At 26.4% G+C, this 17,846-nt stretch carries 9 protein-coding genes and 1 pseudogene; 5 read left to right on the forward strand and 5 right to left on the reverse strand.

The genetic code is table 11. The features are described from left to right. Nucleotides 1-36 precede the first annotated feature (36 nt). On the forward strand, nucleotides 37-8,535 hold the full coding sequence (locus tag BUB01_RS11975) for a hypothetical protein (RefSeq protein ID WP_072987863.1): 8,499 nt from the start codon (nucleotides 37-39) through the stop codon (nucleotides 8,533-8,535). A gap of 52 nt (nucleotides 8,536-8,587) precedes the next feature. On the opposite strand, the gene BUB01_RS11980 is transcribed toward BUB01_RS11975, so the two are convergent. The 3 genes from BUB01_RS11980 to BUB01_RS11990 all read right to left on the reverse strand — a co-directional run bounded on the left by BUB01_RS11980 (nucleotide 8,588) and on the right by BUB01_RS11990 (nucleotide 12,524). Continuing rightward, nucleotides 8,588-10,771: a MucBP domain-containing protein gene (locus tag BUB01_RS11980; protein ID WP_072987866.1), complete on the reverse strand. Its 2,184-nt coding sequence runs from the start codon at nucleotides 10,769-10,771 to the stop codon at nucleotides 8,588-8,590. A 578-nt stretch (nucleotides 10,772-11,349) separates the two neighbouring features. Then, entirely contained in the window at nucleotides 11,350-11,778 is a 429-nt protein-coding gene (locus BUB01_RS11985) for a threonine/serine exporter family protein (RefSeq protein ID WP_072987868.1), read from the reverse strand. Beyond that, entirely contained in the window at nucleotides 11,775-12,524 is a 750-nt protein-coding gene (locus BUB01_RS11990) for a threonine/serine exporter family protein (RefSeq protein ID WP_072987871.1), read from the reverse strand. Before BUB01_RS11990 ends, BUB01_RS11985 begins: the two co-directional genes overlap by 4 nt. Before the next feature lie 333 nt (nucleotides 12,525-12,857). On the opposite strand from BUB01_RS11990, the gene BUB01_RS11995 reads away from it, so the two are divergent. After that, nucleotides 12,858-13,628 (forward strand): arylamine N-acetyltransferase family protein, encoded by a 771-nt coding sequence (locus BUB01_RS11995; protein ID WP_159433241.1) that lies wholly within the window; start codon nucleotides 12,858-12,860, stop codon nucleotides 13,626-13,628. Between the two features lie 92 nt (nucleotides 13,629-13,720). Here the strand turns inward: BUB01_RS11995 and BUB01_RS12000 are convergent. Then, nucleotides 13,721-14,212: pseudogene (locus tag BUB01_RS12000) on the reverse strand (mannose-1-phosphate guanylyltransferase); the annotation flags it as partial. A gap of 213 nt (nucleotides 14,213-14,425) precedes the next feature. On the opposite strand from BUB01_RS12000, the gene BUB01_RS12005 reads away from it, so the two are divergent. Together BUB01_RS12005 and BUB01_RS23595 are read left to right on the forward strand one after the other, a co-directional pair. Next, entirely contained in the window at nucleotides 14,426-15,556 is a 1,131-nt protein-coding gene (locus BUB01_RS12005) for a glycoside hydrolase family 113 (protein WP_072987877.1), read from the forward strand. Between the two features lie 482 nt (nucleotides 15,557-16,038). Further along, nucleotides 16,039-16,389, forward strand: coding sequence for a hypothetical protein (locus BUB01_RS23595; protein ID WP_207649989.1), 351 nt, complete (start codon nucleotides 16,039-16,041; stop codon nucleotides 16,387-16,389). Between the two features lie 91 nt (nucleotides 16,390-16,480). Here BUB01_RS23595 and BUB01_RS12015 read toward each other — a convergent pair whose 3' ends face one another. After that, on the reverse strand, nucleotides 16,481-17,317 hold the full coding sequence (locus BUB01_RS12015; protein ID WP_072987883.1) for a hypothetical protein: 837 nt from the start codon (nucleotides 17,315-17,317) through the stop codon (nucleotides 16,481-16,483). 344 nt (nucleotides 17,318-17,661) lie between these two features. Here BUB01_RS12015 and BUB01_RS23220 point away from each other — a divergent pair, with 344 nt between their 5' ends. Continuing rightward, entirely contained in the window at nucleotides 17,662-17,835 is a 174-nt protein-coding gene (locus tag BUB01_RS23220; protein WP_159433242.1) for a hypothetical protein, read from the forward strand. The last annotated feature ends 11 nt before the right edge of the window (nucleotides 17,836-17,846 follow it).

Consider the following 17,846-nt stretch of genomic DNA (forward strand, 5'->3'; position numbering starts at 1 on the left):
TTTATAATATGAAGAATCTAAGGGGGGGAAAATTCATTGAACCGAAAAAAACTTAAAACCATTATTACTTTAGCTTTAGCATTAACTTATTTTACTTCTAATAGTTTAACTACAGTTTATGCTTTTGCTGATACTACAACTAATAATCAAACTAATGTACAAAACAATCAAACTACTGATGATAAATATAAAAATTTTATTACTACTAGCCATCCATTAGAACAACTTAATTCAGCTACAACGGCTAGTATTGCTAGCCAAAATAAGGATACAACTACTTTTAATAACATAAGAAGCTCAACATCTACAGTCGATAAAGACTCTAATCTTAAGCTATTAGCAACTGATGATAAAACATACTTTCCATTAACTCCAACTTCAATAACAAACGGACTTTATAAATACGATGTTCCATTTGAATCAATATATAACAATTTTAAATTCACTTTAGAACCTAAGAAAAACATTACAAAATTAAATGCTTTATTACAAAATGGAAATATTCTTGAGTTTAACAAAATAAATGCTAACCTTTTGTATGTACTTCCATTAGATATTGATTCATCTTCTACATTCAATAATAATAACAATAAAGCTATAAAATCGCTTGTTATTAACTATGAAGATAATACCTCAACATATATTGATTTCAACTATTCTACTGCTACACCTTCTACTTTCTCTAATATAAAGAAGGATTATGTTGTTGATGACAATAAGAACTTGAATGTTGATTTAAGCTTCAATATAAATGGAAATTATATTGAAAATAACAATAGAATTTTAATTAATAATGAATTAAAAATACCTACGAAAAAAAATACTAGTTCATTTAATTACGAAAACATTAAGGTAGATACTAAAACTACTAATAATTCTGTTAAGTTATATACATGTGACAATTTATTTCAAATATATTCAAAAGAAGTTAACTTAAACAACATTATTCCAATTTCTTTTGATGATGAAACATTAAATGACAGTAATTTTGATACTATTACTCACTCTATATTTAATCTTACAGTTCCTAAAATTGAAAATGACAATGACTATATAGAGATCAAAACTGATGATGGTAAAAGTTTTCGTTTAGATAAATCTCATAATTCTGCTGCAATAGATACTTATGGAAAAGATGATTTTAATTTAAGCTTCTATGGAGTATCAACCGAAAATAATTCTACATTTAAATTCACAAAAAAATACACTCATGATAAAACACCTTTAACTATAGATTCTATAAAATATCATCCTGAAAATACTCCTTCATATAATTTTGTAGATATATATAATAATGATGCAATAAAATTTGATGATAAACAAACAGGTACATTTCCTATTAATATTTATACAAATAAGAAATTAAAAGATATAAAGATAACTGATGACTTGGGTAATAACCTTTTACCTAATGATTTTAAATTAAACGATAGTTTAACTAACAATCTAAACTTAAAATTAACCAAATCAAGTACTAAAGTAACTGTTAAAGCTACAGATCAAGCTAATTATGCTGCTGACTATAATTTTACTGTTGATATACCTAAAGACAAATATAATGTTGATTTTTCTAATTATTCTGGATCAGTTATTAAAATAGATAATAGCAACTATAAAATAATATCTGCATCAAACTCTGGTTTTACTATATCTCTTTTAAATACTGATGAAAAAATAGACACTTCAAAACTTAAAATTAAAAATATTAGCAAATATAATTATACTGTTAAAGAAAATAATATTATTTTCACTAATATAAAAAATAATATACCTAATATTGGGATAAGCTATACAGACTCCTTTAATAGAGATATTAATTATAATGTAAATTATTTTATTGATTCAATTTCACCAACTTTAACCTTTAAAGATCCTTCACCTCAACCTTCTAAATCAGATCTTAGTGTTGTAGATTTAAGCTTTGATTATAGTGATGAGGGAAGTGATTCTAATATAAAGGAAATTCCTATTATAAATAGTGATACAAATTTGGCAAAACCTACTGCCAATACTATATATTTTGAACTTACTAATATTACTGCTAACGATACTAAAGTTAGCCTTAAGAATGATACTTTAAAAACTAAATACGATTATAATACTAATACTCTAAAAGGTTCTTTTGATTTTAAAAATTTATTAAAAAATAGTGATAAATTAACTGATGGTACTTATCGTCTAAAAGTAATATCTTACGATGATGCTTGCAACAAATCAAACATCATTTCCAAAGATATAACTATTGACAATAACGATTTTCAAGTTAATTCAAAAATACCATCAGATTCTAATATTATAGTTAATAAAGTTGAAATAACCTCTGATACTAACAACAAAGTCATATCATTAAACGAAAAAGAGCTTTTTGAAACTAACGCTAAATATTTAAAGTCTTTAACTTATAAATTGTATAAAGCTAACGATTTAGAAAATGAAATCAGTCTTGATACTGTTAAAGAAAATGAAGGCAATTATGTTATAAAAGCTATAGCTACTGATTTAAGAGATAATAGTACTATTACCTCTGCACCTGTTAAATTTTCAGTAGATCTTAATGCACCTATAATAAAAGTTTGCGAGAATAATGATATTTATACTTACAATACTGAAGATAATAAGTATTATTTAAAAAAGGATAAAAATTCGTTTAAAGTTAATATTACTGATACTTTTACTAAATTTGATCCTAACTCTTATATTCTTCCTGAAAAAAGAGAAGGATTTGAAGAGGCAATTAAAGCCGATGAAGTAGCTGTATTTCTTTATCCTAAAAAGAAATCTCCTAATTATAATGATTTATATGCTGACATATTAAACTATAGCAATACTACTTCTAGTATCAAATTATCTCCTGATATGTTAACTTTTGATGAGCATAAAAATTTAAATATTAATTTTGAGAAATTAAAATTAGTCGATGGTGAATATTGTATAGATATCCTAGCAAGTGATTCTTTTAATCAAGTTAATACAGCATCATATAATTTAGTAGTGGACAATTTAAAACCTCAAGCTAGTACAAATGAATATTTATTAAAACATAAAGGATTATTACCTAATGTCGATGCTGATGCTGATAAAATTGAAAAAAATTCATTTTATAGTTTTAATTCTAACGTTAACTTAAATTTCTCCTTAGATACATTTACCAAAACAGATGTTGATAATAATTTTAATATAAAAATAGATGAAGTTAATTTATCAAAGGTTTCTGTATCTATTAATAAAGTAAATTCAAATAATGATAAAACAAATTATAAAACACAAACATTTTACAAGAAAGATTTTGAAAACAACAAAATACCAAGTATTTCTTTATCAGATTCTGGAATATATGAAGTCAAATATACTATTTATGATTTTAGTAATGAACCTTTAGAAAAGTCAGTTCTACTTGCTGTTTTAAAAAAACCTGAAATAACATTAGGTTATTTGGATAACGGTGAGTTTAAACCATTAAAGAAAAGGGCTTCTTTAAAAAATTTAATAAATCCTGTAGTTAAAGTAAAAGGTGTACTAGGCTATAATTTAGATAGTGATAACAAAAGATGTGGTTATTTAACTAAGTTTAATCAATTTAGTCTAATTGAAACTGATGAAACTTATAATCAAACTAAATATAATCAGGATAATTTAAAATTTGTTTGTGATAACTATTCAGAAGGTTATTTTAAATTAGCTAATATCGACAATAGTGAATTAATAAATTTACAGGATGGTCGTATTCGTTATAATATTCAACTCTCTGATATATTTGATAATTCTTCTAATGTATTAAATAGTTATTTTTCTATTGAATCTAATAAACCAAAAATAAATACAACATTTACTTTAAAAGATAAAGAAACTAATAAAGATAAGCAAATTGACATTAAAGATGACTCAAATAATTTTATTCAATCTTTACCAAAGATAGATTTTACAATAAATAAAAACTATTCTGATTTAGATCCTGATTGTACCAATATAATTATCACAAAAGTAGATAAAAATGGAGCTCGGCATAATGTTACTAGTGATTTTAAACAAACAATTAGTACTTCTAATTTTACACCAAAAATCACTCTAGAACCTAACCCAAACTCAGATTTAACTCAAGGTTATTATGAGGTTAATGCTCATTTTATTTCTTATTGTGAAAATGATATTACTTCAAACTTCTCATTTATTTATGATGAAGAGGCTCCAACTTGTAGTGTTGAATATTTCAAGTTCAATGAGGATGGAAGTATAGGTGACAATGAAAATCCTACCAATTATGAAAATGCTGTTTATACATCAAATGATAATATAGGTATTAAATTTAATTTTCATGATAATTCAGATGGTTTTTATGCTAAAAATAACAACCCAAATTATGATTATAAAAATGCTGTTACTATAACTAATTCTGAGGGTAAAGCTATCTTTAATGGTAACTCTACTACTTCTAAAACAATAACTACAACAAAACAAACTTTACCTGAGGGTAAGTATAATATAAATATCGAATCATTAGATAAAAGCTCTAATAAACTTTCTACTAAATTTGATTTGATAGTTGATAAAACTAAACCAGTTGTTAAAAATAATAGCGCCAGCTTAATCAATAAATGTAATTTACCAAATGAATCAACCCAATCATTTTATGCTTTTGATTCTTCACTTGATTTAAATATAAGCTTTAATAAAGCTACTACTAACAATAATAAAAACAGCTTTAATATAGAAGTAGATGAACCTTATCTTGCTTCTGGTACTGTGGAAATAAAAAAAGTATTAAGTGATACTGAAGAAATAACCTTTGACAAGTTTGATATTAAACGTGATGAAACAACTAAAAGCTTTAAAGAAATAACTAAAACAATAGATAAAAACAATCCAGGTATATATGAGATTACTGCCTACTTCGTAGACTTAAGTGGAAATCAAACTCCTTACACTGTAAAAGTTGCTGTTGTTACAGCACCTAAGATTACATTAGGTTATTTGGATTCTAATAAAGATTTTAAAGAAATGAAAAATGATGATTCATTTAATACTAATATTACACCGGCATTAAAGATTAATGGTGTTTTAGGAACTTGCTCTGGTAAAGATGTATCATACTTTTTAGACAAATCAAGTCTAAAAACTTTAACCTCTAGCAATAAAGAAGGTATTGAAAATATATTATCTAACTTTAAAACATTAAAATATAATGGCTATACTGAACAAATCTTAGCATTACAAAAAGACCAAAACTTAGCTTCATTAAGTGATGGACTTACTAACTTTAATATTCAAGCTACTGACATGTTTAAAAATGCTACTTTCGATTCAGATGATGCTGTAAAACTAAATGGTAGTTTTGCAATAGAAACAAAAACCCAGATAAAAACTAAACTTAACGCTAAAGAAATCTCTTTAGCTGACACTAAAGAAAAATATATAAATGAAACTCCTAATATAGATATAGATATATTAGATAACTATTCAAAATTATTAACTGAAGATAGCAATGGTAATAAAATAGTAAATCCTAACTTTAAGGTAGTTAGAGCTAATGGTAAAGATGATATTGAAACTGATTGTACTTCTGAATTTATTTTAAAATCTGCTGGTTATTCTGATTATTGCTCTAAATTCAAATTAGTAGTTAATGATACAAACTCTTTAAAATCAGGTATTTATACTGTCAACTTAACTGCTCAGCCTAAGTCAAATTGTAAGCCAGGGAGTCAAAGCTTTACTTTTGTTTATGATGCTGAAAAACCTTCTTATACTATTGATTTATTTAAAGATAATCAAAACCTAAATCAACCTGTAATTGACGAAGATTATAATGTGTATATTAAAGATAATACTTCAAATTTAAAATTTAATTTTAAAGATAATTCTACGTCCTTTACTCGTATTCCTGATGCTACTAAATTAAATAAATCTATTTCTATTGCTACTAAAGATAACCCTAATTTTTATAAAATAGCTGCTGATGACTCTACTACTGATATGCTTACTGCTGCGCAATTTAATGCAAATACAATTTATGATGTAGCAGTGAATTGTATTGATACATGCGGAAACACTTTGAATACTGATAAGTTTAAATCTAATTTCAAACTTTATGTAGATAATGAGGCTCCTACCGTAAGCTTAGAGAATAATCCAATATATACTATGAACAAAGAAAATCCTACTGATAGTATTAAGTGCTATACTAAGAAAGATTATATTCCTGAATTTAAGATACAGGATTTAACCCCTAATACTAAACTAACTGTAAGATATACTTTAAATAATACCAGTTATTCTTGCTCTGCAGACAAGTTTAATGAAGAGCTCCGTAAGGAAATAGAGAGATTAAAAACTCAATTAACTAAACGTAATGAATGTAAGATAGATTTATCCTTTAGTGTAACAGACCTATTAGATAACTCATCTACAAATAATAACTACAAATTCATATTTGATTCAGAAGCACCACAAAATAATATATCAGTATCTGGCACAGATATAACTAAAAATACAGATATTAGGGCTACTACATTTAATAATTGCAATAACTTTGAAATAAAAGTTAATGACAGTAATCTAAACAAACAAGCCTTTATTGAAAGGTTAAAAATTAGATATTTAGATACAGTTTCAAATAATCCAACTAAAGATGTTATTGATAGAGGCCGTCTTCTTGAAATAGATTCTAATAATTTAAAACCTTATGGTGATGGCTATATGTTCACAATGCCTTTACCTGGAAATGGATATTATTATGTGGAAAGTACAGCTATAGATTTCTCTAATAATAGCGATGCTACCTCTTCATTTAATCAATTTTTTACTGTAGATAATACCAATATTAACGCATCACTTTCTGGCTCTACAGGTTTTATAAGGGGTAAACACTATAATACAGACTTAACTTTTAGTGTGAATGTAGCTAGCCACATTGCAGGCTTTATTAATTCATCATATTCTCTTACTCGAAATGGTATTAATGTTACTAATGATTTCCTAACTAGTAATTTTGATTGGCAAGCTGTTGGTGGTAATTTAACCTTTACTTTACCTACTAATAGCGCCGCAGAGGGAATATACACATTTAATTACAACATTAATTCACTTGTAGGAAAATCTAGTGATGATAGCTTTAATTTTATTGTTGATAGAACGGCTCCTACATTATCTAATTTGAGCTTGAATCTTGGCAATGGGAAAATAGTAAATGGTGTTTATTATTCAAATGCTGAATCTCCTAACATTAGATTTAATAGTTCTGATACTTACACTAGTAATTCTAATATAGTTAAGAAAGCTACTATAAATAATAGAACTTATGATTTGTCCGGAGATTATATCCCTAATGAACTTGTAGCTGCAGAAGGAACCTATAATATTACTATTAGTCTAACTGATGAAGCAAATAATACTTCAAATTATAATTATACAGTTGTAGTAGATAGAACTCGTCCATCGCTATCTGTAAATGGGTTTGATGGTAATTCCTGTTCTGAAGATAATGAATATTATATTAATCACAATATAACTCCTCAAATTAGTGTTAGTGATACCAACTCTGAAGATATAGGTGCTAGAACTATAAGCTTAGATGGTTCTGTATATCCTTTATCAACTATAACTTCAAACGGAAAACACAACTATAAAGTTACAGTTAGTGACTACGCAGGTAACACCACTCAATTTGAAAAGAGCTTTATATTAGATACTGTATTTCCAGTAATAACTGTAGACGGTGTAATTAATAATAAATATTATAATAAAAATGTCACTCCAAGCTTTAGGGTAGATGATATTACAGCTAAGCTTACTGCATCCCTTAATAGTTCTAGTTATGATGGTGCTACTTTAACTAAAGATGGTGATTATATCTTGACTTTAGTTGCTGTAGATAGAGCTCTAAATAGAACAGAAGTTAAAATAATATTTACTATTGATACAGTTGCTCCAATAATAACAATCAAGGGTATTCTTGAAAACCAAGTTAATGGTGGAAAGTTAACTCCTTTAATCAGTGTTGATGACGCTCGTGCATTAATTAATTCTCTTCTAAATGGAGAAGATTATTTTGGAGGAGATATAACAGAAAGTGGAAAATACACCTTAATAGTTAGAGCTGTAGACCTTGCTGGTAATGTAAGTACTAAAAGTATTAGTTTTACGCTTGATGCAACTCTACCTCAAATTGTAGTCGACGGTTTAGAAAATGGTAAATTCTATACTGAACCTGTAAAACCTAAAGTTTCTGCTTCTAAGGATGCTACTATTGAAATGACTCTTAATGGTAAGCCTTATAATGGAGAAGAAATAAGTGAAAAGGGTGATTATGAATTAGTAATAACTGCAACTGATAAGTTATCTAATAAGAGTAAAGCAGTTTACAAATTTACTATAGGCTCAAAAGAAGATGCTAAAAAAGCCTCAAATAATGGCAACAATAATAAATCAAATTCTTACTTTAAAAATATCTCTGCTAAAGTAGCTATTCCTGTAGGCGGGGGAATCCTAATATTTGGCGGATATGGCGGATTTATGTTATTTAGAAAAAGAAAATTATAATAAAAAAAGTTCTAAGATTTTTCTTAGAACTTTTTTCATTATAATTTAAAATTTATTTTCTTTTTCTTAAAAATAATCCCAAAAGTAAACTTGAAATCCCTATTACTGCTGTAGCATCTTTAATTGGTGATCCAGTAGTAGGTAATTTACTTATATTAGTCGTAGTACTTGCATTACTACTATTAGTAGTATTAGTTTGCTCAGGAGTTTTAGGTTGTTCTACATTCTTTTCATTAACAATTACTTTTGTTTTAAATGTTGAAGCAGCTCCCTTAGAATCTGTAACTGACACTTCTACTTCATATTCTCCTGAATTATTTATATCTACTGTGTTTTTAATAACTTTTATATTTTTAGTTAAATCACCATCTTCTTTATCCATAGCCTTTAATTCTAAATCTTTTAATGGATTAAAAGCTTCTCCCTTTATCAATATATAATCTTCGATACCAGTTATAACTGGTGCTTTATTTACTCCTGGAATATCTTTTGCATATATTAAATTAATAGTTTTATCTTCATTTCCAAATGTATACTCATTATTTTGTAACATTGAAGGTTCATCTACATTTTTAAAAGTATATTTATCTATTTCTTGTGGTATAATCCTAAGTTTAGAACCATAATCTTTAGAAACTGTTTTTGAAGGATAAAGACTATTACCTTTATCATCAACATAATTAATAGTAAGTGTAGTTATATTTGGTATTACTTCAAAAGAATCTTCTATTAAGTTAGATTTCAAATTTTCATAAGAACCACCTACTTTAAAAGTCCCTTCATTTATTGCTACACCTTCTTTATTGAAAAGACTATTGTCTAGAATATTTATCTTAAAAGGACTTCCTTGAAAATGTACATCAAAATTTTCTTTCTCTGGAGTAGTATTATTTTCTCTATATAAAGGTATTCTAATTGAAGATAAATACATCTTTTTAATATCTTCTATAGAAGTACCTTTTTTGATTTTTTTATCCTTTAAAGCACTTACCATTTTTAAATGAGTTTGATTAGTAGGTTTATTATTTTCAAAGAAATTGCTATGAACTGTTCTTGGCTTATTATCATCTGAATTTGATATCTTTAATACATCATCATCTGTAAAATGAAGATTGTTTGAATTACATACAATTGATAAATCTGAAGGATATTTCAATAATTCCGAACCTTCTCCATAAATTTTATTTCTATCAAATGCAATCGCTTTTTTCACTTTTATTTTACATATATTCTCTATAGAGTCTAAAGTAGCATTAGCAGTTAAATGTAATTCATCTAATTCTGTAAAATTGCTTAATAGTTTTATATCTTCAGCAGTTATTCCTGTTACTGATAAACCTAAAAATTTTAGATTTTTAAGATTAACAAGCTCAGCTGGTAAATGCTCGGTAAATGCTACACCAGTATAATCTAAATTTAGATACTTTAGATTAGCAAGCTTAGTTATTCCTTTGGGAAAATGTAATAAATTATTCCATCTAAGGTCTATCCATTCTAGTTTTTGGCATTTACTTATTTCTTCTGAAATAGAAACTAACTGTCCGTTAGGACTAAAGTATCGTGTAGGCGTAAACATATTATATGTTCCACTATTTGATATACAACATAAATAAGTTAAATTTTGCATTCTACCTACAATCTTAGGTATCTTGGATAAAGGGGGAATATTACTTGATGTAACATTAATTGTATCATAAGTTTCTAAATCGTTTAAAGTAAGTGTTTCTTGTGTTTCAGTAGTATATTTACTAGAACTACCAATTGCACTATAAAGCCAAGTCTGACCTTCTAATTCTTCTACTAATTCTGGAACATCTTTTACTAATGTATTTTTATCAAGCTCAGATATTGGTACATTTGCCTTTTCATTCTTAGCTGGGGTTTGTACTTGATTTGTATTAGTTTGTGTTTTAGATAAGCTTTTAGTTTCATTTGTACTTGATTTGGTAATAGGTAAGTTTTTATTGTCATTTGTAAGTGCTCCTTGACTCTTCACAAAGTCTTGATTTGGTGTTTGCTTAACATTATCTATAATTTTATTCTCCTTATTAGCTATCCCTTGATTATTTGTTGTTAAGCTCTTATCTGATGTTTGTTGATTAGATATGTTTTTATTATCATTTGTATTTACCGCTAAGTTCGTTTGCTGTTGTAAAGCTTCTAATGCTTGAACATTAACTGCACTTACGCTTAATGTAGTTAATATGGTTAATAAAATAACCTTCTTTTTTATCATGGAATCCCCCTCTTTTATAATTTATTAATATATTATAAAACCTTATAATCATTAAGATTATAAGGTTTTAACTACAAATATAAAGGATTTTAACATCAAAATACAAAATTTATTAATAAACAGCAAATCTATTTAAAGCACCCATTCATAAAACAAATATTAATTATTTATACTTTATAAATATATTCAAAATATTTATTTAAATTTTAAATATATTTAATTTTATATTATTTTACCACATATTGAATTTAAAACCATTTATTCAATTCTCTACAAATTAGTTTACCTTACAAAACTTTGATTGTCAAATAATTATTTATATTACTTATTTTTACAACAAGTATAAATCTTAATCTATATTATTCTTCTTGATAATTAATCATCTCAATTTTTACTGGACTTTCCCCTTCTATTGTATTTATAATTTCTTCATTATTTTTAAAATATAATCTTATCTTTGTATTAGTCTTATTAATATTTTTATTCCTAGTAAATTTTCTTTTATAATTGAATTTTTTATAATGAAAAATCTCACGGATATATTTATTTCCATGAGATTTATTTAAAATACTTCCTTTTTATAATCTTATTTTTCTCTTTACAAACTTATAGGTTGTACAAGAAAGCATTATTCCAAAAGCAATTGCCCCTGCAACTATTATAGTTTGCATTCCCTTAGAGTATGCTAAAGAATATTGTCCCTCTACTATGCAATTTATAGTATTATATGCTGTTATTCCTGGAACCAACGGAAATATTCCTGGTATTGAAAATTCTATAGCAGGTGTCTTAAGTCTTATTGCCATAAATTCACTATATATTCCTACCATAAACGCACCTATAAAAGCGGCTGCAACAGAACTTTTATTAAAACTATAAACCCCAAGATAGGTTGTCCAACCTATTACTCCACAAAGCCCAGCCCATACTATCTTTTTTCTATCAATGTTAAAAAGAATGACAGGAAATACGCTCCCTAAAAATGCTAATACTATTTGCTTTATCATAATCCCACCCACATTCCAAAAGTTAACGCCACACCAATTCCAACTCCTACGGCTATTATTATAAGCATTGATTCGCCAAATCTAACAATACCAGACATAAAATCACCATAAATAACATCTTTAATTCCATTAGTAAGTGCTACTCCAGGTATTAATATCATTATTACTCCAGTAATAACATTTCCCTTGTTCACAAATGGAATTAATGACTTACATATTAAAGTTAAAATTCCTATAATAAAACCAGAAACAAATAGCTGAAAAAATCCTGCTGGCCCTATTCTTTCTAATATAAAATAAATTCCTACACTTATAATTCCTGCTACAATGGCATCACAAATTGTCCCATAAAAAAATAATGCATATATAAAAGATGTCATATATGCAGCTAAACATCTTATTGGAAAACTAAAATAAGGTGCTTTTTCTATATCTTTTAATATATTTTTTGCCTCTTGATAGGATAGTATTTTTTCTTGGAGATTCCTTGAAAATGAATTAATAAGTTCTATTCTATATAAATCAACATGTTTTGTTTTAACTTTTCTAAGTGAAGTAACCTTTTCATCCTCCTCATCCATAACAGAAACAAAAACACCCTTTGGTGTTGCCATGCACTCACATTCTAAATCATAAGCCTTACATATACGCTCAATAGTTTCCTCAACTCTATAAATTTCTGCTCCATTACTTAAAAGGATTTCCCCGGCTGACAATGAAATCTCTAAAACTTGCTTAACATTCATACATTACCCTTCTTCTAATATTCTACATTTAATCCAAAATATATTTTATCACAATATCTTTATTAAATAAATTATTACTTTACACTTATATCTTTGTTCTTATTTATATTATTTAAAATATATTTTATTTTTAGAATTTATATTAAAATGTTTATTAAATAAAAATAATAAACATTTAAATATTTCTTATTAAAATAACTTTTTTGATTTTAATAACACAAAATCTTAATATATTCCCCAAAATCACAAAATTTTACATAGAATTATTTGAAATAATATTTAATTATGATAAAATATGTTTAATATATAAAAAATGTAAAGGGAGTAATATTTTTGGATAAGGAACTGTTTGTAAAAGAGTATTTGAAAAAAATTAATTTCCATAACAATCTTAATTTAGATTTAGAAACACTAAAAAAAATACATATTCAACACTTGTTACATATACCATTTGATAATTTAGATATAGTATATAATAAAAAAATTGAATTAGATGCGGATAAAGTTCTAAATAGAATAATAAATGGCCATAGAGGTGGTGTATGCTATGAATTAAATGGATTGGCCTTGCGCTTATTAAAATATATTGGATTTAATGTGAAATGTTTATCTGGACAAGTATCTGATAAGGGCACTCTATTTGATCATAACTTTTTAATGGTAGAATTGCAAAATGAAAATTGGCTCTTTGATGTAGGTTTAGAACAAAACTTTTTTGAACCATTGAAATTTAGTATAAATGAAGTTCAAAAGGATAAAGTTGGGTACTTCAAAATAATTACCCATGAAGATTGGGGTTATAAATTATTATATTCTCTTGACGGAAATAACTACAAAACCAAGTATCTATTTTCATTACAAGAAAGACAAATTGAAGATTTTAAACCTTATTGTGCATTTTTTGAAGCTTCAATTACATCACCATTTGTAAATAATAAAATTTGTGCTATCTCTACTGAGGAAGCCAGAATTTCATTAAAAAATGACACTTTATCTATAACCCAAAGTGGAGTTCAAAGTAAAACTAAAATTGAAAATAATCAAGAGTTTGTCAATAAATTGAAAGAAATATTTAACATAGACCTAAATACAATAACAATTTAAAAATCCCATGGTATACCTTATACCATGAGATTTTTATAAAAGGATCTATTTAAATTTTATGCTTACTTAATATACTTGCTTAGCCTAAAATTTTATAGATAATCCTTATATTCTTCTTGTTCACTTAAATTATTTAATAGGTGTTTTATTTCTTGATCTCTGTTTTTGTCCATCACAAGTATTACATCTCCTGCATCAACTATCACTAAGTCTTTAACTCCAAAACCTATTATAAGCTTTTTCTTTTCGCCAAATACTGCACAGTTTTCACATTCTTCTAAAAATACTTTCTCTGACACGGCATTACTCCTATTACTTCCTAAAAATCTACTTAATGCTGTAAAGCTACCTATATCATCCCATGAAAAATCACTCTTTATAACAAAAGCTTTTCTCGTCTTTTGCATAACTCCAAAATCTATGGAGATTCCATCGATTAAGTTATATTGTTCTCTTATAACCTCTTCTTCATCTATCTCTCCTAAGTGTTTATATATTTCCATTAAACTTTTATACATCTTAGGGATATATTTCTCTATTTCTCTTAGGATTACATCTGCTCGTATGACAAACATTATATTATTTTAAAATAAGAACCTATTAATCTCATAATCTCTAAATATATTATCTGTCTACGCTAAAAAATAGGATAGAACACTTTTAAAAGCATTCTATCCTTCATATAAACTAATTTAAAATATCCTTATCAATAAACTCACCAATAGAATTAATTGTAATTTATTGAATAAATATGTTACTATAACTTAGAGATATTTAATAAAGTAGGGGGAGACTATATGAAAAAGAAATTTGCAATACTATGTTGTATAATATTTTTTATACTTGTTGGGAGTGGGTATTATTTATATTCAGTAAATTATACTAGCAGAGGATGGATAAATAATTTTCTAAACAAGAGAGAGGGTAAAACTCTAAATAAAGAATTTAATACAAAAATTAAGTCAGCAAATCTAGCTACAGACTATTCAGTAGAGAAGGCATTAGAAGATATTGAAACATTAAAATTAAACACTATAAATTTACCTATAGTTATCAATATACCTGATATAAAGTCAAGTAATGTTAGTGTAGACTACAACAGCCTTCAAAGAGCTCAATGGCTTTTAGACAAGCTTAAAGGGAAAAAAATAAATATTATTCTAGAACCTTATCCATGGATTGCAAATGGAAGCAAACCAGAAACCGACTTTAATCCAACTAATAAAGAAGAATTCTTTTCAAACTGGAAGAATAATGCGTTAAAACCATTGATAGATAAGATAGCTATTCCTTATAGAGTTGATGCTTTAGTTGTTGGTACAAGCTTTTCTTATTTAGAGGATATGGAGGATAATCTTTGTGATTTAGCTGATTTCTCTAGAACTTATTACAAAGGGTTAATTACTTATAGAACTAGTCAATGGGTAACAGCTAATTGGACTGATGAGGCTACAAAAAAACAAGTCGAAGAGCTTAATAAAAAATATAATCAAAAGTTAAACAATAAAATATTTTCAAAAGTAGACTTTATATCTATTGCATCATATTTCGAATTAACTAACAATGATGTAAATACAGTAGAGAATCTTACCAAGTCTTTGATTTCTTCTCAAAAATTTTCTAGAGGTCAAGAAATAAAGACACAGGTAAAAAACTTTTATGATAAATGGAAAAAGCCTATCTTTTTCGGAGAATTAGGTTTTCCAAGGACAACAAAAGCCTCTATTGACCCTTGGAACCCATATGCTTCAACAGAAATAAATAATCAAGAACAAGCTAACTGTTTCGAAGCATATAGAATAACCTATGAAGCTGAACCATGGTTTTTAGGTTTTTCGTTTTTCGCAGTTGGCAATAACAACTCAGATAAAATGTATTATCCTAGCAAAGAAACAGTTGATGTTATAAATAAATGGTTTAACTTTTAATATATTTTAATTTAACCCTAATGGAGATAGCAATTATGCCTTTATTCTTATCATATATAAAGGTATAATTGCAAATCATAAAAATAAAACTAGATTAATTATAAAATAACTACATTTAAACTTAGTCTAACTCTAATATACTTGCTACATTTGAAAGCAGGACAAATATCTAAATATAAAATATATTTAAAATTAATTATAAGATTAAAGAATAACATATTTTTAACTTCATTAGGTTTATCGTAGTATATTCGATATTTGCTTTATTATTTATGGAGGTATTTATGAATAGAAAAATGTTGTATAAAAGAAACAAGAAATTTAGTATTATATTTGCAATCCTTGTTATATTATCTGTTCTCCCTTTTCCTTTTCTTTTCTCAAGCAATCGTAAAATAGCATTTGGAGCTTCAGTCACTTTTCATAGTTTTTTCTCTATTGTATTATTAATTATGTTGCTAATTACAATCTATAGCTTGATTATGAATACAAAGTCAAAAAATAAAGCTATAATCAAAACTAATATCACAGTATATATATTAGCTATAGCTGGTGTAAGCTTAATATTTTATCTTTGTATATCAACTCTTCCAGATTACTACAAAGATATACCTAAAATTATTACTTCAGAATATCCATCAGTTGATGGTAAGTTAACTAATCTTTCTATACATAAAGGGAGAGGTTCTTCTACAAAGTTTATTATTGATGGTATAAAGTTTTCAATTGATGGCATCCCTTCTTCAGATTTTTTAGTTGAAGGAAAAAAGTATCATGTATGCTATCTACCAAATTCTAAATTTGTCATTAAAATTGAACGTTATAATGAATAAAATATTTTAAACTTCTACAAAAAAGGCTGATAGATTATCTGCTATCAACTTTTTAATTTTATAATAATATAAAAAATAATTCCTATTGTTGTTAAGGCGTACGAATTTTAGCAACGCAGCCACCGCAAGTAGGTTGTATTTCATATCTACTTAAATCTTTCTTTGTGGAAGCTTCACATATTGTAATCCAATAACTTCCATCTACAGTAGTAGTTGATCCATACTCGTCATAAAATGCAATATCATTTTGAGTAAGGTTAGGATTTTTATTTAGAAAATCTTCAACCGCTATATATACAGCTTTGTCCCAAGAGATATACGCCTTATTAATAGGTGGATAATAAGGAATATTTAAATTCAATTTCGATTTTGAATTATTTGAAGTAGTTTTAGCCGAATTAGATGTAGCACTATTATTCTTCTGATTATTAACACTTGCATTCTGCTTTATCTGTGCGTTTTGTTTAGCCTGTTCCTCAGCTTCTCTGTTCTTTCTGTCTTCTTCTTCCTGTTTTTGTTTTTTTATTAGCTCTTCATATTCAGATTTTAATTTTATAACTTCTTGTTTTTTACCATCAACCTTGTCCATTACATATGTTGAATTATCAACTATAGCATTTAATGAACCTAATGCATAGTCAAATTTGTTCTCTTTAACAATAGGTTCAACTTGTTCTAATTTTTTTAAGTTCTCTTTGCTTTTATTAATATCTTCTAATTTAGAACTCACAACCTTATTATTTTTTAATTTCAAACTATCTTTATATAATTCTTCAGCCTTTTCGAATTCTCCATCTTTCTCAAACTTTTCAGCACTAGATAGTATCTTGTTATACTTTTCTTCATTCTTACTATGTAAATAATAGCTAGTAACTACGCCTAAAAAAATTATTAAAAGAATTAAAATAATAAATCTTTTTCGTTTCATAAATAATCCCCTTTCATACAATCCTACTAATATAATACCTTATTTTAACATAAAAAACTTATTATAAGCTTCTTTCTTCCCAAATGATGTATAAATTTCACATTCTTTCAAAGATATTTTCTCTGACACAGCATTACTCCTATTACTTCATAAAAATCTAATTAATGCTGCAAAGCTACATAATGTAATTTCATGAAAAATCACTCTTCATAACAAATGCTTTTCTAATCTTTCGAATAACTACAAAATCTATTGAAACTTTTCTTATTTCAAAATAAATACTTATTAATCAACTTACTTCTGAATATATTATAATGTGATTCAATATGTTTTAGGAGATAAATATGACTAACCAATATCCAAAGGTTAATTTAGATATTACAGTTATTCCACCAAAGGAACCTGATTTTTTGAATGATGAATTTACAAGGGCCTTAGCTCAAATATTAGTTACAAAACTACCTCAATCTATTGAAGCTATAGATGAATTCATAGAAAAAATAAAAACTGATCTATGACTTAGGTGGTG

It is taken from the genome of Clostridium cavendishii DSM 21758, assembly GCF_900141845.1.
GTDB classification, from domain to species: domain Bacteria; phylum Bacillota; class Clostridia; order Clostridiales; family Clostridiaceae; genus Clostridium_AG; species Clostridium_AG cavendishii.